The organism is Acinetobacter lactucae, from assembly GCF_001605885.1.
GTDB classification, from domain to species: Bacteria; Pseudomonadota; Gammaproteobacteria; order Pseudomonadales; family Moraxellaceae; genus Acinetobacter; species Acinetobacter lactucae.
In genome coordinates this window covers 66,498-85,103 of sequence record NZ_LRPE01000012.1, presented here as the reverse complement: position 1 = coordinate 85,103, position 18,606 = coordinate 66,498, and the positions used below count along the sequence as shown (strand labels likewise).

At 40.0% G+C, this 18,606-nt stretch carries 18 protein-coding genes; 14 read left to right on the top strand and 4 right to left on the bottom strand.

Annotated features, from left to right (window positions below; translation table 11 throughout):
- Window positions 1-26: 26 nt before the first annotated feature.
- Window positions 27-629 (bottom strand): HvfX family Cu-binding RiPP maturation protein, encoded by a 603-nt coding sequence (locus tag AWW73_RS06680; RefSeq protein WP_031947893.1) that lies wholly within the window; start codon window positions 627-629, stop codon window positions 27-29.
- 164 nt (window positions 630-793) lie between these two features.
- Here AWW73_RS06680 and AWW73_RS06675 point away from each other — a divergent pair, with 164 nt between their 5' ends.
- The 12 genes from AWW73_RS06675 (at window position 794) to AWW73_RS06620 (ending at window position 12,612) form a co-directional block, all read left to right on the top strand.
- Window positions 794-1,102, top strand: coding sequence for an HvfA family oxazolone/thioamide-modified RiPP metallophore (locus AWW73_RS06675; protein WP_062849175.1), 309 nt, complete (start codon window positions 794-796; stop codon window positions 1,100-1,102).
- Window positions 1,103-1,171: 69 nt separating this feature from the next.
- On the top strand, window positions 1,172-2,035 hold the full coding sequence (locus AWW73_RS06670) for an HvfB family MNIO-type RiPP peptide maturase (protein ID WP_062849174.1): 864 nt from the start codon (window positions 1,172-1,174) through the stop codon (window positions 2,033-2,035).
- Entirely contained in the window at window positions 1,986-2,747 is a 762-nt protein-coding gene (locus AWW73_RS06665) for an HvfC family RiPP maturation protein (protein WP_062849173.1), read from the top strand. Before AWW73_RS06670 ends, AWW73_RS06665 begins: the two co-directional genes overlap by 50 nt.
- The gene (locus tag AWW73_RS06660) at window positions 2,744-3,364 is read left to right on the top strand and encodes an RNA polymerase factor sigma-70 (protein WP_062849172.1); all 621 of its coding nucleotides are present in this window, start codon (window positions 2,744-2,746) and stop codon (window positions 3,362-3,364) included. The genes AWW73_RS06665 and AWW73_RS06660 overlap by 4 nt, the downstream gene beginning before the upstream one ends.
- Entirely contained in the window at window positions 3,358-3,537 is a 180-nt protein-coding gene (locus AWW73_RS06655; RefSeq protein WP_061875863.1) for a zf-HC2 domain-containing protein, read from the top strand. Before AWW73_RS06660 ends, AWW73_RS06655 begins: the two co-directional genes overlap by 7 nt.
- A gap of 91 nt (window positions 3,538-3,628) precedes the next feature.
- Complete coding sequence (gene mumR / locus AWW73_RS06650) at window positions 3,629-4,540, top strand: LysR family transcriptional regulator MumR (RefSeq protein WP_061875864.1); 912 nt, start codon at window positions 3,629-3,631, stop codon at window positions 4,538-4,540.
- Between the two features lie 342 nt (window positions 4,541-4,882).
- A complete protein-coding gene (locus AWW73_RS06645) occupies window positions 4,883-6,136 on the top strand; it encodes an NRAMP family divalent metal transporter (protein ID WP_014206320.1) in 1,254 nt (417 codons plus the stop codon).
- Between the two features lie 34 nt (window positions 6,137-6,170).
- Window positions 6,171-6,935, top strand: a complete 765-nt coding sequence (locus tag AWW73_RS06640; RefSeq protein WP_062849171.1) for a LamB/YcsF family protein — start codon at window positions 6,171-6,173, stop codon at window positions 6,933-6,935.
- A 2-nt stretch (window positions 6,936-6,937) separates the two neighbouring features.
- Window positions 6,938-7,753, top strand: coding sequence for a putative hydro-lyase (locus AWW73_RS06635; protein WP_081407522.1), 816 nt, complete (start codon window positions 6,938-6,940; stop codon window positions 7,751-7,753).
- A gap of 32 nt (window positions 7,754-7,785) precedes the next feature.
- Window positions 7,786-9,369, top strand: a complete 1,584-nt coding sequence (locus tag AWW73_RS06630) for a 5-oxoprolinase subunit B/C family protein (RefSeq protein ID WP_062849170.1) — start codon at window positions 7,786-7,788, stop codon at window positions 9,367-9,369.
- Window positions 9,369-11,087 carry an acetyl/propionyl/methylcrotonyl-CoA carboxylase subunit alpha gene (locus tag AWW73_RS06625; protein WP_062849169.1) on the top strand — a complete coding sequence of 573 codons (1,719 nt, stop codon included), beginning with the start codon at window positions 9,369-9,371 and terminating at the stop codon, window positions 11,085-11,087. The genes AWW73_RS06630 and AWW73_RS06625 overlap by 1 nt, the downstream gene beginning before the upstream one ends.
- A 304-nt stretch (window positions 11,088-11,391) precedes the next feature.
- On the top strand, window positions 11,392-12,612 hold the full coding sequence (locus AWW73_RS06620; protein WP_062849168.1) for a chloride channel protein: 1,221 nt from the start codon (window positions 11,392-11,394) through the stop codon (window positions 12,610-12,612).
- 27 nt (window positions 12,613-12,639) lie between these two features.
- Here AWW73_RS06620 and AWW73_RS06615 read toward each other — a convergent pair whose 3' ends face one another.
- Window positions 12,640-13,860: a reverse transcriptase/maturase family protein gene (locus tag AWW73_RS06615; RefSeq protein ID WP_062849167.1), complete on the bottom strand. Its 1,221-nt coding sequence runs from the start codon at window positions 13,858-13,860 to the stop codon at window positions 12,640-12,642.
- A gap of 1,315 nt (window positions 13,861-15,175) precedes the next feature.
- Between AWW73_RS06615 and AWW73_RS06610 the strand changes: the two genes are divergently transcribed.
- Entirely contained in the window at window positions 15,176-15,742 is a 567-nt protein-coding gene (locus AWW73_RS06610) for a TetR/AcrR family transcriptional regulator (RefSeq protein ID WP_062849166.1), read from the top strand.
- Between the two features lie 51 nt (window positions 15,743-15,793).
- Here the strand turns inward: AWW73_RS06610 and AWW73_RS06605 are convergent, their stop codons facing one another.
- Both AWW73_RS06605 and yddG read right to left on the bottom strand, forming a co-directional pair.
- Window positions 15,794-16,225: an SRPBCC family protein gene (locus AWW73_RS06605; RefSeq protein WP_062849165.1), complete on the bottom strand. Its 432-nt coding sequence runs from the start codon at window positions 16,223-16,225 to the stop codon at window positions 15,794-15,796.
- Between the two features lie 128 nt (window positions 16,226-16,353).
- Complete coding sequence (gene yddG / locus AWW73_RS06600; RefSeq protein WP_062849164.1) at window positions 16,354-17,286, bottom strand: aromatic amino acid DMT transporter YddG; 933 nt, start codon at window positions 17,284-17,286, stop codon at window positions 16,354-16,356.
- Between the two features lie 204 nt (window positions 17,287-17,490).
- Between yddG and AWW73_RS06595 the strand changes: the two genes are divergently transcribed.
- Window positions 17,491-18,441, top strand: a complete 951-nt coding sequence (locus AWW73_RS06595) for a 3-hydroxyacyl-CoA dehydrogenase NAD-binding domain-containing protein (protein ID WP_062849163.1) — start codon at window positions 17,491-17,493, stop codon at window positions 18,439-18,441.
- The last annotated feature ends 165 nt before the right edge of the window (window positions 18,442-18,606 follow it).

Sequence of the window (18,606 nt, the reverse complement as noted above, 5' to 3'; positions counted from 1 at the left end):
ATGAGTATTCTGGGCGTAATGGTTAATTAGAGCAGTTTCTTTTTAATCCAATAATCTAAACTGAAATAACGGCCGCCTCCAAGAACAAGCAGTGCGAGAAGCATGACTAAATACGTAGCGGCAAACTCAATCCCATTATTTAAAATTACAAACGAGCCACTGGACGTGAGCCAGTCATAATTGCCGTAGGTTTGTAAGATTTCACGAGCTTTTTCTAGCTTTTCAGCGGAGGCCAAGACCTGCATATTTGCAAAGGGAGCATTCGGATCAGCAATTGCTTGCCATCCATTCGGTAGGTGTACCGTAAATATGGCAACCAACATGGTAATAATGAGCGGAATGCTAATTAAGCGAGTAAACAGACCAAATGTTAAGAGTATTGCCCCCGCGAGTTCAGTGGTTGTTGCAAGCAGTGCCATTAAGTACGGGAAAGGAAGTCCTAGCCCCCAATCTGAGTTGCCAAACCATTCTACAATGTCATTGAAGTGCGTTAATTTATTTGTGCCTGCCATCCAAAATATAGGAACTAAATACAAGCGAAGAGCCAGAGCGGCGATGCCGTCTACATGTTGTAGAGTTTTACCCAGTTTTTGATAATATTGAGATAAGCCATAAATAAAATTCTTCATGATAATTTCACATCCGATGCGATTGACTGTTAATTAGTCGGATAAAAGCTGTATTTCTTACATAAAAAAAATTTTATTTACGGTGTAATAAAAAAGGATTTGGTCCGTCTAACTATACGTACAAATGTACAAACCGAGAATTTATCTTCTAAAGGAATACTAACATGAACAAACTTAACTCAATGACTTCAGTGGCGGCATTATTAGCACTTTCAGTTGCTGGCGCTACACAAGTGGCTGTAGCAGCAACCCCTACAACAACCGAAGCACATGCAACCAAAGCAGCAGATGGAAAATGCGGTGAAGCAAAATGCGGTGCTAACAAAATGAAAAACCACGAAAAGTCTGCCGAAGCAAAATGTGGTGCAGATAAAAAAACAGCTGATGGAAAATGTGGAGCAACCAAAAAAGCAGCGGACGGCAAGTGCGGTGCAGATAAAAAAGTCGCTGACGGTAAGTGCGGCGCTAAGTAAACAATCTGATCATGGATGATGTCGGCCTTCTGGTAAGTGTCGGCATCATTTCTAAAAGGAGAAATCACCATGATGGATTTGGCTGGCGTAGGGCTTGGTTTAAGGCGTGATTTTATAGATTCGTTTTTAGATGCAAAAACATATCCTGACTTTATCGAAGTTGCTCCTGAAAACTGGCTAGGTTTTGGTGGGCGACATGCGAAATTACTCGCACAATGTGTTGAAAAAGCCCCATTAATTTGTCATGGCTTGTCATTGTCTATTGGCGGTCCTCATCCACTGAATCTTGAATTTATCGGCAAAATAAAAAGCTTTTTAGAGCAATATGATGTTTCGATTTATTCTGAACATTTAAGTTATACAAATGATGGGGGCTATTTATATGATTTATTACCTATCCCCATGACAGAAGCGGCTGTTAAATATGTGGCTGAACGTATTTTACGTGTACAGGATATTTTAGGAAGAAGATTAGTCATAGAGAACGTTTCTACTTATTTAATGCCAAATGCTGAAATGAGTGAAGCTGAGTTCATCCGTGAAGTTCTTCAATATGCAGACTGTGATTTGCTTCTTGACGTAAATAATGTCTATGTCAACAGTATTAATCATGGCAGTGATGCGTTTGGGTTTATTCAGAAAATGCCAAAAGAGCGAATCCGTTATTTACATATTGCAGGGCATGAACAAGTTCAGAAAAAATTATTAATCGATACGCATGGCGCAGAAGTCAGTGACCGTGTATGGGAACTATTGAGATATACCTATCAAGTGTGTGGTGTGAAAGCAACTTTACTTGAGCGCGACTTTAATATTCCATCATGGCAAGAGCTAGAAGAGGAACTAGCCAAAATTAAAATGATTCAACAACAGGAGAATGGCTATGAAGGGAAATCAAGTATCCTTCCAAACCATGCAACACCAGTTTTGTGACTGGGTTCGAGATCCTGATTTGGAATTACCTCAAGCTCTTCCTGCCGAACGAATGCATATTTATCGAGACTTGCTTTTTAATAATGTCTGCTCATTTATTGATTTAGTTTATCCCGTGGCTCGTGCGATGTTGCCAGAGTTAAAGTGGCAACAATTACTCTCGGAATTTTTTCAAAAAGCCCAGTGCCGCTCACCTTTGTATAATGATATTTCTCTAGAGTTTAGAGAGTATTTGACAGATCAGCAGCACCCAATATTGCAAGAATATCCTTGGTTGGCTGAGTTGTTGCAGTTTGAATGGCTTGAGTTGTATTTAGATACTGTTGAAATTGAAAAAGTAGTCTTGCAGGAAAACTGTGATTGGCAGTTAACCACGAAGGTATGGGTATTGGTTTATCAATATCCCGTTTATACGTGGACAACTTTAATGACTCCAGAACAGGCCGAGCTTATGCCTGGCGCGATTATGGTCTGGCGAGATGAACAAGACAAAGTATGTATTGAACAGCTTTCACCCTTGGTTGCTATGGTGGTTGAACAGTTGACTCAAAATGTAAAGCTAACTGATCAAGATATTCATACACTCATTCAATCTGTACTCACTGATTTGTCTGAACATGATATTTATCTGCAAACTCAAGAACTAAAAGCACTGTTAACCCGAATGCGATTAATTCAAGGTTCCCATGATTTTAAAGAGGTATCAGGATGACTTCAGCGGTGGCATCAGATCATGAAGAAATAGGGGATCAACTGCATAATCCAGCCTTTTTACAAGACTTAAGACAGCAAATGATTAAATTTGCTTTTTTACAGTTGTCTTCGCTTCCGCAAGCTGAGGATGTAGTGCAAGAGGCATTAACGAGCGCTTTTCAACATTTAGATTCATTTAAAGGGCGGGCTGCGTTCAAAACGTGGGTATTTGCCATTTTAAAAAATAAAATTATTGATGCGATTCGGCAAAAATCCCGTTTGGTCGCAATGAGTGAATTATTTAAAGATGAGGAAAGTGAACTGAGTATTGATGCACTGTTTGATGCTTCTGGGCATTGGCATAAATATGAAGCGCCTCAAGCATGGCAAAGCCCTGAAGAAATGATGGAACAGGCAGATTTCTGGATAATTTTTGAAGCTTGCTTAAATCATTTACCCGCCAGATATGCGCAAGTTTTTATGATGAGAGAAGTGATTGAACTCAGTTCTAACGAAATCTGTAGCAAGTTGGAATTGTCTATCTCAAACTTTAATGTGTTGATGTATCGGAGTCGTACCAGACTACGTGAATGTTTAGAAAATAAATGGTTATTGAAGGAGGATTGTTCATGCTGACATGTCGACAAGCCACTCAACTGTTGTCTGAAAAACAAGATAGGCCTTTGTTTTTACGTGAGCAAAGTAATTTACAACTGCATTTATTGGCATGCCGATCATGCCGCCGTTATGCAAAACAGATCAAAACAATTAGTCAACTTTCTAAAGCATTTAAAAGCTTTGATGGCTAACTTTATTTAAAAATTTATTTATTACTAGCCTAATCATGCTAACAACTCCCATACTATAAAAGTAAAGGAGTTTTTTAAGACAGGATGAAACGTGAATTTAAAGAATCTTGAAGCATTTTATTGGGTTGTGACTTTAAATAGCTTCAATAAGGCTGCGACTAAATTACAAACCACCCAGCCTGCGGTCTCTCAAAAAATCACATCTCTTGAAAATGAATTAGGCTTTAAAGTTTTAGATAGAAACTATCGGCAGTTTAAACCGACTCATAAAGGCTTAACTTTATTTAAGTATGCCGAAAAATTTATGCGTTTAGAAACAGACCTAGTCGCTGAACTGACTGAAAATCAGCATTTGACGGGCACCATTCGTTTGGGAGTTTCCGAAACTATTGTTTATACATGGTTGGTTGAATATATCGAAAAGGTTCAACAAGAGTTTCCAAAAATTTCAGTAGAAATTGTGGTAGACCTTACACCCAACTTACAAGAAGGCGTTCGGACAGGTGACTTAGACATGGCCTTTTTACTTGGGCCAACTCTAGCTTTTGAATGTATTGAACAGACTTTGTGTGACTTCGAGCTAAGTTTCTTGGCTTCACCTTCATTTAAAGGAGGGGTTGCTCAAATGTCTTTTAAAACTTTAATGTCACATACCATTTTAACGTATCCAAAAATTACCTATCCCTATAAAGAATTGAAAGCAAGAATGAAAGAACAAGGGATCGATGAACCACTTTCAATTACCAGTTATTCCTTGGCAACTTTATTGCGTTTAGCCGAGCAGGGCTTAGGTATTGCTGTCGTGCCAACCTTAACGGCGCTAAAAGAAATTACCGATGGCCGACTAGAAATATTAAATACGCCTATTCAATTAAAAACGTTTCATTTCACCTCAATCTACATTCAAGGAAACGATGTTGCCTTAAAAGAGAAATTGACTGAAGTTGCAGTTAAGGTCTCTGAATGTGCTATGAAAAGACTCAATGAGCAAATTAAAAAATAAGCGCTATTCTTATTTCTCATAAAATATTTTTTCTTATTTTAAATAGGCTGCTTACATGCAAAGTCATAAAAGCAGCTTATTAACTTTAATAAGTAAAGCTTATCCTGATTTTCTAAAAATTAATAAATTATTTAAAATCAAATACTTGAATTTTTAATTTTATGTAAAAAGTCTTATTGTTCGTAGGGATTAGCTATGTTTTTATTTTAGACACAAGATTTGATCACCGATTGTGTTGATTGGGGAACAGGGAATCTTTGTCATTTTAAAGGATTAAAGAATATCGTTTGGGACGAAAATGGTGTTCTTGGTTCAACTTGAAAATAGCGTTGTTAAGCTCAAATGGATGAGGAACGCATTAATATGTCTTTACTGAAATCTTCTTTTTTATCAGATCGCCAATGGGCCATTGTGGCCTCGATCTTTATGATGGCGACCTCGGCAATGGGGCCCGGATTTTTAACCCAAACTGCTGTATTTACAGTCAAGTTAGGCGCGGCATTTGGCTTTGCCATTTTAGTTTCCATTTTGATTGATTATGTGGTTCAACAAAATATTTGGCGAGTGGTAACACTTACCCAAATGCGTGCATCAGACATTGCCAATAAAGCATTACCGGGTAGTGGTTATTTACTGGCGTTTTTGGTGATTTTGGGTGGTTTTTTCTTTAGTGTCGGTAACATTGCAGGTGCAGCTTTAGGTTTAAATGCACTTTTTGGCCTCGACACAAAGTGGGGCGGTATTTTAAGTGGCGCTTTAGCCATTTTGATCTTTGCCTCTAGAAAAGCAACACTTGCCATGGATAAAAGTATGATCGTGTTGGGATTGCTTAAAATCCTGCTGATTATTATTGTGGCCGTTATTGTAATGCCTCCTGTTGGGCAAGCTGTACATCAAACCTTCGCTCCAGATCAAATCGACTTTGCCATTATTACTACCATTGTCGGGGGTACAGTTGGTGGCTATATCTGTTACGCGGGTGCACACCGTTTACTCGACAAAGGCGCGGTTGGCCCTGAAAATATTGATGAAGTTGCTAAAGCTGCGACTAAGGGCATTGTTGTGGTCGGCATCATGCGCTATGTGCTGTTCTTGGCTTTTTTAGGTGTGGTGGTAAGCGGTGCAACGATTGATTTAGCCAGCCATGATGCCAATCCTGCAGCTCAAGCATTCCAATATGCAGCGGGTACATTTGGTTTTAAATTATTCGGCTTAATTTTCTGGGCAGCCGGCATTAGTAGCACGATCGGCGCAGCATATACTTCAGTGTCATTCTTTACTGCATTTAAAAAGAACTTAACACCAAAACAGACCAACTATACGACCATTACCTTTATCGCATTGGCTTTATTGCTCTATGTGTTATTGGGTGCAACTCCGGCAGGTCTACTCATTTTTGTAGGCGGTTTTAACGGATTGGTGTTGCCAATTGGCCTTACAATTTTTGTGTATGTTGCCGCGTGCCGTAAAGATTTAATGGGTAATTACAACTATCCAAAATGGTTGCTCATTTTGGGTGGATTAACATGTTTGTTGACGTGGTGGATGGGCTATATGTCGTTTACGACAGTATTTAACTATTTGACCAAGCTTTAAGCCAGACTGCGTAAAGTGATAAAGGAATAATGCCATGTTTGTAGATTTAAATAGTGATTTGGGTGAAAGCTTTGGCTCATGGAAAATGGGTAATGATGATCAGATTTTACCTGTCGTGACCAGTGCCAATATTGCGTGTGGCTTCCATGCGGGCGACCCGCTCGGCATTCTAAAAACGATTCGTAAAGCAGTTGAGCTGGGTGTGACCATTGGTGCTCATGTGTCTTATCCAGACCTTGTGGGTTTTGGCCGCCGTAATATGGATTTATCACGTGACGAACTCATTGCCGATGTGCTTTATCAAATTTCCGCACTCGATGGCTTGGCTAAAGTGGCAGGCTCAAAAGTGCAATATGTTAAACCACATGGCGCGCTCTATAACACTATTGCACATGACCAAGCTCAGGCAGCAGCAGTAATTGATGCAATTCAAATGTATAACTCTGAACTGGTTTTAGTGGCTTTGGCCGGGTCGAACTTAGTCGAGCAGGCACGTGCGGCTGGTTTAAAAGTTGTGTCAGAAGCTTTTGCAGACCGTGCTTATAACAGCGATGGCTCACTGGTGTCTCGTCGTCTAGAAGGTGCGGTTTTACACGACTCGGCATTTGTTGCGAGCCGTGTGGTTTCAATGCTTAAAAATGGTGGGGTTGAGTCAATTGACGGCGTATTTACCCCAATTCAGGCCGACACGATTTGCTTACATGGCGACACCGACGGTGCGCTAGAGATGTCGGCAGCCATTAAAGCCGAGCTTGTAAAAAATAATATTGAAATCCGCCCGTTTGTAAATAAAGCATAAGGATGAGCACCATGTATAAGGATATTAAAGTCGACCCAGCTCAGCTTGAAGCCGCTTTAGATGCGCGTTTAAAAATCCGTGCAGGTTTTGATAAACCAACGGCAGGCATGGCGGCTGGCATGACGCAGGTCAACATGATTTCGGTGCCAAAAGAGTGGGCATATGATTTTTTACTATATGCACACCGTAACCCGCAAAGTTGCCCAGTGCTTGATGTGCTTGAAGAAGGCATCTACGCAACTAAGCTTGCCGCAGATTCTGACATCCGAACCGATTTCCCGCGCTATCGCATTTGGAAAGATGGTGAAATGGTCGATGAAGTGACCGATGCGAGCGAGATTTACAACGCCCATCCTGATTTGGTGACTTTCTTAATTGGCTGTAGTTTTTCGTTTGAAACAGCTTTGCAAGAAGCGGGTATTGAAGTTCGCCATATTCATGACGACACCAATGTTCCGATGTATTTGAGCAACATACAGTGCCAACCAGCAGGGCGTATTTCAGGAAACATGGTCGTTTCTATGCGACCAATTCCATCGCATCAAATTAGTGAAGCGGTAAAAATTACAGCACGTATGCCAAGCGTGCATGGCGCACCTGTACATATTGGGCACCCTGAAAGCTTAGGAATTTTGGATGTAAATAAGCCTGACTTTGGTGATGCTTCTCGTATTGAAGCAGGTGAAATTCCGGTGTTTTGGGCATGTGGGGTAACACCGCAAGCAGCAGTCATGAACTCGAAAATTCCTTTTGCGATTAGTCATGCACCGGGTCACATGTTTATTACCGACATTCCTGACCGTGCTTGGATTGGCTAATTGGGCTAAAGAAGAATTAAAAGGATAAGCAAATGCGTTTTTTATCGGTAAACGCCGATTGTTTTCTGATTGAGCTTACGAGCCTTGAAGAAACTTTGGCGTTATACAATAAATTGCAAAATACGCAATTGAATGGAATTAAAGACTTAGTCCCCGCTGCAAAAACAATTTTGGTTTTTTTTAACGAGATCGAAACCAACTTTAAAATGCTGGTTGCATCAATTCAAAGCCTCAAAATTGATTCTGGATTTGAGCGTAGCGGCCAAGAAGTGATTGTGCCGATTCGTTATGATGGCGAAGACCTCGCTCAGGTTGCCGAGTTACAAGGGCTATCTGTGGCTGATGTGATTAGAAAACATCACCAAAGCGTGTGGAATGTGGCTTTTATTGGATTTGCGCCGGGCTTTGCTTATATGAGCAGTCCCGATAAACCTTTTACCGATATTCCACGCTTAACGGTTCCGCGTAAAAAAATACCGTCAGGCTCTTTGGGTTTGGCTGGAAAATACTCTGGAATTTACCCAAAAGACAGTCCGGGCGGCTGGCAGCTGATTGGGACTACATCGGAAAAAATGTGGGATTTAGAGCGGAAAAATCCAGCATTGCTGTTACTGGGCATGACCGTTCATTTTGAAGATGTCACACATCGTCCAACAACTGTAAATGTACCACAGCAAATCACGCGTACAGTTGAGCCGAAACAATCTGTGCCACTGTTTACGATTATTACGCCAAGTTTACAAATGCTTATTCAAGACGAAGGGCGCTTAAACCAGACCAAGATTGGCGTTGGTGTGGCGGGAGCAATGGATTTATCTGCCATGCACAGTGCTAATCGTATTGTGGGTAATCCAACCGATACACCAGTCATTGAAGTTTTAAATGGTGGCTTAAAAGCCAAAATGCAGCATGCAGGTGTTATTGCAGTTGCAGGAGCCATCTCAAACATTCGTGTGAAATTTGCCGACGGGCAAACCGCAGACTTTGCAAGTTATCAGCCAATTGATTTGGATGAAGGCGATGAATTTCAAATTCTGCCACCGACCGCTGGCTTAAGAAACTATCTGGCAGTTCGTGGTGGTATAGACATTGAACCTGTACTTAATAGTACTTCGTTTGACAGCTTGGCGGTGTTAGGGCCAGAGCCTTTAAAGCTTGGAGATACTATTTATCAAGGGCTGGTCAAAGCAGCCAATATTAACGTAAATGAAGTGGGCAAAAGTGACTTACCGCGAGCTGGCGAAGTCGTTGAGCTAGATATTGTGATGGGACCACGCACAGACTGGTTTGAACAAGACAGTATTGAGCTGCTGTGTCAGCAAGAATGGCTCGTGACCAATGAAAGCAACCGAGTTGGGCTAAGACTTTCAGGTGAACAGCCTCTAATTCGCAAAATTACCCATGAACTGGAAAGTGAAGGCACATGCATTGGTGCTTTGCAGATTCCACCGAGTGGCCAGCCCGTTTTATTTATGAATGATCACCCTTTAACGGGTGGATATCCGGTCATTGCCTCAGTTGCTAAACACCATTGGGACTTGGTGGCACAGATTCCGGCGGGTTGCCGCATCAAATTTAAAAAAATTGCCGAATTTACAGATTTTGAGAATGAATGATGAATACAGAAAAATTATTGATTGCTAACCGTGGTGAAATTGCCGTTCGTATTATCCATGCTTGCCGTGATATGGGTATTTCATCGGTCGCGTTATATGCAGATGATGACATCGGCAGCATGCACGTCGAACTTGCAGACGAAGCATGGGGCTTGGCTGGTGCAACTGCCAGTGAAACCTATTTAAATATTCCAGCCATTATCGAAGTTGCAAAAAAATCGAAAGCGACTATGGTTCATCCGGGTTATGGCTTTTTATCTGAGCGTGCTGAGTTTGCTCAAGCTGTGATTGATGCGGGCTTAAAATGGGTCGGGCCATCACCAAGTGCGATTGAAAAACTAGGCGATAAAATCGAAGCGCGTAAAATTGCTGCTTCAGTTGGTGCGCCGTTAGTTCAAGGTACACAAGACCCACTCAATAATGCAGAGGAGGCTTTAGCGTTTGCTAAACAGTTTGGTTTACCGATTGCCATTAAAGCCGCATTTGGTGGTGGTGGTCGCGGCTTAAAAGTTGCGTGGAAACTCGAAGAAGTTCAAGAGCTTTATGAGTCGGCAGTACGAGAGGCAAAAGCTGCCTTTGGTCGTGGTGAATGTTTTGTCGAGCAATATCTTGATAAACCGCGTCATGTAGAAGCACAGGTGATTGCTGACCAGCATGGCAATATTGTGGTGCTAGGTACACGTGATTGTTCATTGCAACGCCGTAACCAAAAGTTAGTCGAAGAAGCGCCAGCGCCATTTATTAGCGATGAGATTTATCAGCAAATTTTAACCTCGGCAAAAAACATTTGTCAGGCCGCAAACTATGTCGGTGCGGGAACAGTTGAATATTTACTGAGTCGTGACGGCAAGCTTTCATTCTTAGAAGTAAATACCCGTTTGCAAGTTGAACACCCAGTAACCGAAGAAACATCAAAAGTCGATTTGGTGGTTGAGCAAATTCGCGTGGCACAGGGCCGTGAGCTTTCTATTAAAGAAACCCCAAAAGCACAAGGTCATGCGATTGAGTTTCGTATAAATGCCGAAGATCCAGCACGTGGTTTTATTCCAGCCTTTGGTGTGTTGAGTTTATTTGAAGCGCCGTTTGGTCATGGTGTACGGGTTGATACAGGTGTTCGGACTGGGTCATTGGTGTCTAATCACTTTGACTCACTGATGGCAAAACTGATTGTGACTGGTCCAACCCGAGAAGTTGCAATTGCCCGCGCTAAACGTGCTTTAAAGCAATTTAAAATTGAAGGCGTGGCTTCGGTTTTAGATTTCCACCGTGCAGTACTTAATGAACCTGACTTTACCGATGAATTTAATGTACATACGCGCTGGATCGAAAACGACTTTAAACAAGAGTTAAAGCCAACTAAACGGGGCGTTCCAAACCATCAACAACCAATGCTACTCAGTTATATTGAAATTGATGGCAAGTTACACCGTTTAGGTTTACCAGCAGGGATGTTTGCACAAGGCCCAGCTACCGCTGTTCAGGCACAAACAGCCGAGCCAGAAGTCAGTGCCGAGCATTTACTTGCTCCAATTAATGGTGTGATTAGCACTTGGAAAGTTGAAAATGGAGAGCAAGTTACCGAAGGCCAAGTGGTTGCCATTATGGAAGCTATGAAAATGGAAGTACAAGTACTGGCGCATCGCAATGGTGTGATTCAGCTTAGTGTGGAGAAAGGCGGGACCTGTCATGCAGAAACTGTGATTGGTAGCATTGAGTGAGATTTAAATAAGAGATTTGCCCTAATTGAGCGTGACTTTAATGTGGTCAAAGCCAATGCTTATTTATTCACTTAGTGAGTTGTTTTTCACGGTACTCGTTAACTATTTTCAACTTGAAAAATAGCGCCAATTATGAGATATTTGTCACAGTTTAGTGATACCAAAAATTAATCACTGTATTGAAAGCTCGCATATGCGGGCTTTAATTTTTAGCCCAGTTTAAGCATTTCTCACTTAATGAGCTGGCAGCATAAAAATAATTTGAGAATTTGGCATCCACTCAAAGGCGAATTGAAGAAAGCGAATGAAAATTCTACCTTCATCTGAATATGATCAAATTCTAAAATACAGTGTCTATTGGCTCGTCATCTCAATTGTGATTGGAGTCGTAGCAGGGCTAGCCTCGACCTTAATTTTTGTTGCCTTTGATATTTCAAACAAAGTCAGAAGTCTGCATCAATGGCTCATCTACTTTTTGCCTTTTGTGGGTTTTGGTATTGGTTACCTCATTAAAAAATATGGATCGCCGATTGAACGGGGAACTCATTTACTGATTGATGAAATTCACCAGCCTAAGTCGTTTATTCCAAAACGAATGAGCCCTATCATTTTTATCACCTCAATTTTAACGCAGTTGTTTGGTGGTTCGGCAGGGCGTGAGGCGCCAGCAGTTCAGCTTTCGGGTGCTTTAATTGACCACCTGAGCCATATATTAAAAATCTCGGAAGATAACCGAAAAATTTGCTTAATCGCCAGTATTGGCGCTGGCTTTGCAGGGGTGTTTGGCTTGCCTTTGGCAGGTGCAATTTATGGTTTAGAAATTACAGCTTTAGGTAATTTAAGATACTCAGCTATTTTCCCGTGTTTTGTGTCGGCGCTTATTGCTTCGACCATTCCTGAACTATTCGATATTGTTCATCCGCATATTTTTTATGTGATTAGTGAGTTTCCAGCCATTCATTTTGGCACGCTCATGAACTTAATTGTGGCAGGTCTGATCTTTGGTTTGGCTGCACGTTTCTTTATTGCTGCCATTCATTTTGCGAGTGACGTCTTTTATAAATATATTCGCTATTTGCCATTAAGAACGATGGCGGGTGGTATTGTCATTATGCTACTTACGTTGTTCACTGCGCATCAGCAATACAACGGTTTGGGTACAGATAAAATCATTTCATCTTTTTATGTGCCGATTGAGTTTTACGACTTTTTTAACAAGACCGTTTTTACCGCCATCACTTTAGGTTCAGGCTTTAAAGGTGGTGAAATTACGCCGTTGTTTTATGTGGGTGCGACATTAGGGAATGCTCTAGGGGCAGTTTTAAACCTACCAATTTCATTGCTTGCAGGCTTAGGTTTGGTGAGTCTGTTTTCAGGGGCAAGTAAGGCACCGTTAACATCTATTATTTTAGCGATTGAGCTATTTGGCATGAATGTTGCCACTTACGCCATTATTACTTGTTTATTGGCAGCGCTATTTTCTGGCAATTGCGGGTTGTATCGCCGTAAAAAGTTGATGGATTGATTAAGCCTTTCTAAGGAGTTGAGTGTATTAAGTTAAACCAAGAAATTTTCTATTTTCACTAGAAAGTGAACTTAAGTTAATATTTAAACCACCAACTCCGTATATTCTATGGAGAACTTTCTGATGTAAATCAATCATGTGGTTTTCAAGTTCAGTATAGTTAGTAATACAATCTGAGTATGCAGCTTTATATCCAGATATACGTGATTCAATAGCAATCCCAAGATTAGCTAACTTAATATTACTATCCAGTAGTTGTTTGATTGAGCCTAATTGTAGTAATTCCGTACGGATCATTTGTAATTGTTCATTTGTCAAAATAAGCTCATAGTCAGCATTACATTTTTTCTTACTTAAACCTAATCTCAAGAACTCAACTGTTTCGTTTGGGTTGTAAATTACTGTCTTTGAATTTAATTCACCAAGTAGGGGAATATCTAAATCTAATTTTTTTAAAGATGTACGGCAAAAACTGTCAATTTGTTCACATTCATGCTTACTCTTAGCAAAGAAAATTAAATCATCGGCATATCTTACAGCCCTAAAACCAGTAGCTTTAATTTCATTATCAAAAGTTCCTAAAAATAAATTTGCAAAAAAAGGAGACAAAGGCATTCCTTGACGGACACCATGTCCTCTTCTAATTCCAAGTTTTTTAATCCTTGATCCTTGAGAATTTGAAGTAATTTGTACTTCACGATTTATTATCGAAAATAATAGAGGATGGAGGGAGCGATGTTTAACTAAAGATTTAACTTTTTCCTTAAGTTTTTCACGGTCTACATTATCGAAAAATGCAGTGATATCAGTTTTATAAACCCAATTATGCGTCTTGCGAAGTTCACAGGCTTTCTTAGCCGCATCTTTAACTGTTTTTTTAGTGATAAAACCATAGCTTATACCATTATCAAGTTGATTATGATAATAATTGTTCAGTACATTTAGTAAGGCTCGTTGTACTATACGGTCTTCAATAGTCGGTACACAAATTAACCTATATTTACCATTCGATTTAGGAACTAAAAACGGATGGAGATCACTAAATCCATAAGATCTATCTAACAACTTTTTTGAAATTTTTTTCAATAGCTGTTTTTTATTGTGATTAAAATCATTGAGGCTTATGTTGTTTAAATCCAAAGAGCTTTTAGATTGTTTTTTTGAATTTTTCCAAATATGGTCCCAAGCTTCTTCAAGATTAGCAAGGCTCGCGACCTGAACTAATGCAGTTTTTACTTTTTTTGTCATCGTAATTCTTGCCGCAAATGTCTAACCCTAGGTTTGCGTTAAAGAGGTGGAATCTCATCCCGACTCACCACGTCATGCGCGAATGAATAGGCCAGAGACACGCCAGATACCCATGACCAACTAGTGACCGTGGTATCAGTATGCCGCTTGGATACGTGCAGCGCAACTCGCAAAGAGATGCAAACCGTAAACCGTGCAGCCGCCGCCGAGCAAATGAGAATGAGACGCAATATTAATTTATTTAGTTCACTCAAATCAAAATCCTCCCAATAACAGATGTATAAATGACTTAATAAGGTACAAAGACCGTATAAAAGCCATCCGAAAACACAGCCAGAGTGAGGCGACGACTTACGCGCTTCCCCATCCGTGCTCATGGGCTGCCCCACACGCTCTTTACCCGCCTTCCCGACATTACCTAGGAAGAAGACGGGTCCAAACTAAGAATCTCATCCCGACTCACCACGTCATGCGCGAATGAATAGGCCAGAGACACGCCAGATACCCATGACCAACTAGTGACCGTGGTATCACATTGCCGCTTGGATACGTGCAGCGCAACTCGCAAAGATGAAAATTGGAAGCTACGTTCTAACAATAATGAGGATAATGGTTTATTTTTCAAGAACAAAATCAAATTATTTATAAAAATTAAATCGACTAGTTTTTTATCTAGGTAAGATGTTGGTTTTCTATATTAGTATTTATTCGATTGTCCATTTACTTAAATTTTTCTCAAAACTCCAACCGCTCTACTTTAATACAATTGTCATTTCCCACGCTTGACGCCAACCAGAGCGAATACTATCCTTTGCGTGCTGGCCTACATCGCCAGTCGGCTTTGACAGGCCGCCATCATCTAGAACATCAAAAAAGTAATTTTTTGGTGTTGAACTCGTTCGTCCCCCTTCGTAGCGGTAGGACGGAGGAGGGACGCCTTGTGCGTGCCAGTTCCTAGATGACTGGTCTGTCAACCCGCCTTCGTTCTGCCACCATAATCATTTGACAGTGATTAGGTAGAACTTCTATTTCATCTAGGAGTCCGCTATGCGTACTAATTCTTCTCATTTATTGGCCTTTGCCAAAATCTCTCTGTCTATACCGCTTAACTGGTCTTTAAAACGGTTTAATCGACTCTAAGTTTTCTACAACCTTAGATCATTACGACTCAAAAATCATAGCAACAATAAACCCGAGATAGGTAAGCACAACTTTATTGTGTCGTTTTTGCATGCCTTTTTTTTGCACTCATTTTAAGAGTGACGGCATTTCTATCTCTTTTAGATACAACAAAAAATTATTTTAAGCGGTATATATGAACAATTTAGAATCTTCATTTAGAGCACTACGAGTGCTGCACACGGCAAAAGATTTATTTACTCAAGATGGGTTTAACACGGTGGGGGTTGACCGAATTATTGCTGAGGCCAAAATTCCCAAAGCGACTTTCTATAACATCTTTCATTCAAAAGCACGACTCATCGAGATGTGTTTAACCTTTCAAACGGATGCGCTCAAAGTAAAAGTCTTTTCAATTATCAATTCATACAGTGAACTTATGGTGTTCGATAAACTAAAACAAATTTACTTTTTACATGCCAATTTAGAAGGGTTTTACCGTTTACCATTTAAAGCAATTTTTGAAATTGAAAAGTGCTATGCAACGGCTTATCGGGTGGTTGTTGATTATAGAAACTGGTTTATAAATGAGCTTTATAAGCTACTTCTTACTGTCAAAACTACCGCTTCAATAAAAGATGCGCACATGTTTCTATTTGCAATTGATGGGGCAATGGTTCAGCTGTTAAGTGCCAATAGCGTAGATGAACGGGATAAATTACTAGATTACTTTTTATTTATGCTATCTGAGCATTCAACTTAAATCTTAAATACAAAAAGCCCGTAACTGGGCTTTTTCTTTTAGATGCGGTGATTAAAACTTAAGTTTCTTAAGCCCACGGCTCACGCCATTTTCTAAAGCTTTTTTAATAATAAGTCCAATGAAGGGTACGCGGCCTTTAAAGCTAATCGAGTAATCTAAACGACTTCGGTTATTTCCCAAGTCAGTAAATTTCATGACACCACGGTGAGCTTTAATTGGGCTAATGCCGCTGGTAATTGCATACTCGATCAGTTCATTTTCTTTATAAACTAAATTTGTTTCTACAAATGAAGGGGTCAATGGAATAGACATTTTGCGCGCAGAGCCAACACCATTACGAGCGTCTTTTCCGTTGCTAATGCGAGTCACTTTAGCAGGAGCAAAAAGTTTACTTAGGTTTTCATGCTCACTTAAAGTCGCGAAGACCTTGTCTACGGGTGCATCAAATTCTTGTACGATGTTGATTTTTTGAGTTTTTAACATCTTATTCCCTCTAGAAATTATTTTGACATTGGTAATTGTCAGAATTTGGATGTTAGCACGCTTTGGGCAATGGGGGAATTCTTCTTCGTCGGAGTTATCTTAAGTCCGAAAAAAGCATTGCGATAAATCTACAATGCTTTTTGGCCTTTTCTTAATTTTTTAAAGTAAGGTTGAATCACAGACCAGTTGGTTGAAACCCAGCAAATAAATGAACCCGCCGTCACCATTGCTGTTCCTTGCCAAAAGCTCATTGAAAGTTGAGTTTGTAAAACAAACATGGCCAAAATAGACGAAATAATCGGGGTGAAATAAGAGGCCACCACAAGCATGGTAATGTTTCCATGAATAATGCCAATGTTCCAAGCAGCATAACCAAAACCCATGGCAGCAGATGCCACTAAAAGGGTGAGGAGAGCTGGAATATCCATTGAAGGAATGGCAAATTGCCCAGAGACGAGCAGCTTGAGCCATAGGGTGAGTGCGACACCAACAAAGAAAATGGAAATGGGATTTTGCCCATTGCTCATTTTTTTGGTGATTACACAGTAAAAAGCCCAGATGATGGCACCTGTAAATGCCAAAATATAGCTCAGTGGGTTGCTATGAAAATTATCGACAATACTATTTAGACTAAAATCGCCATTTCCGGTCTGAATAAAAACAATGCCGAAAATTGAAAGCATTAGACCTAAAATAATAAGGAAATTAAACTTTAATTCCTTAAAAATAACAAAAGCTAAAACCGTTAAACTCGGCCACAGATAGTTAACAATACTAATTTCAATTGCTTGTCGCGCTGTCTGAGAATAAGCAATCGCAAATGAAAAGCATACCTCATAAGCCACGAACAGAATTGTGCCAAATATTAAGTATTTTTTAGAGATCTGCTTAAAATCTGGAACTTTGAAAATGGCAAGCAACAGTAGCGCACTTAAAGAATAAATAAAGGTAACACCTAGCTCAGGCCCAATGGCGGCACTGACTTGCTTCATCAGACCGACCAGAGATGCCCACATGAGAATGGCACTTAAACCAATTAATGTTGCTAGATTTTTTGACATAAAATTCAGTAAATAACGGTTAAAAAATGGTAAAAGATTAAGTTGTACTAATGAAAGGAATCAATTTTCAAGCTAAGGAATATAGGACAAATTATATAAAATATAAACAATTAAATTTATTGATTGGTTGAATCTGCTATGTTTATTTAAGCATTCATTTGAGTAAAGAAATTTCGGATAAAACAACATTTGTACGAGGAAAATATGGAAGTCATTAAAACGGTTGGTGTTGTTGGAGCAGGTGTAATAGGTGCAAGTTGGACGGCCTTATTTTTATATAAAGGATTTAAAGTTAAGGTTTACGACCCGTATCCGATCGATGAAGCGGTCTTTAAAAATAGAATATCTGCAAATTTAAATGATTTATTGGTTTTAGACCAAAACGCTGAACCCAGTTATTCTCAGCAAGATGTACTGCTTCATCTGGAAATTTTTAATCACTTAAAAGATGCAGTTTCAGATGTAGATTTTATTCAAGAAAATGCCCCGGAACGTCTGGATATAAAACAACAGCTATATCAAGAAATCACAGCATATTGTCCTGAACATACCATTATTGCTTCAAGTTCATCGGGCTTAAAAGTGTCTGATTTTCAAAAAGAGGCCAAACATCCTGAACGTATTTTATTAGGTCATCCTTTTAATCCGCCTCATCTTTTACCTTTGGTCGAGATCGTTGGCGGTAATTTGACAGATCCCCAAATTTTGAAACAGGCTTCTGAGTTCTATAAACAACTGGGCAAAAAACCAATTGTTTTAAATAAAGAAGTAAAAGGGCATGTTGCAAACCGTTTGCAGGCTGCGCTATGGCGAGAAGCTTTTTCATTGGTTGAACAAGGCGTGTGCTCTGCCGAAGATGTCGATGTCGCGATTACCAGTGGGCCGGGTTTAAGATGGGCACTATTTGGCCCCTACATTAATATGCAGCTTGCCAACCAAAAGGGCTTTAAAGAAGCAATTCATCATTTAGGCCCACCAATGACAGAATGGTGGAATGATATGCACACATTTCAACATTCAGACGAGACAACAGATTTATTGGAAACGGAAACCAACCAGCTTTTAAACCAATATAAAGATGTCGATTTATACCAAACCAGAGACAAAGGTCTAGTTGATATTTTAAAGCTCAGACAGCAACTCAAGTTAGATTAATTCAAATTTTTAAGACAAAGCCAATCATCTTAGTGCATGGATGATTGGCTTTTTGCTGGGTCAAATATCAAAAACAGCCCTCGCAAAAACTAATTTACATTCATTAAATGTTACTGAAATCTCTGTCGCGTTGCATTTGCACTATATGCCTTACGTGAAAGGTAA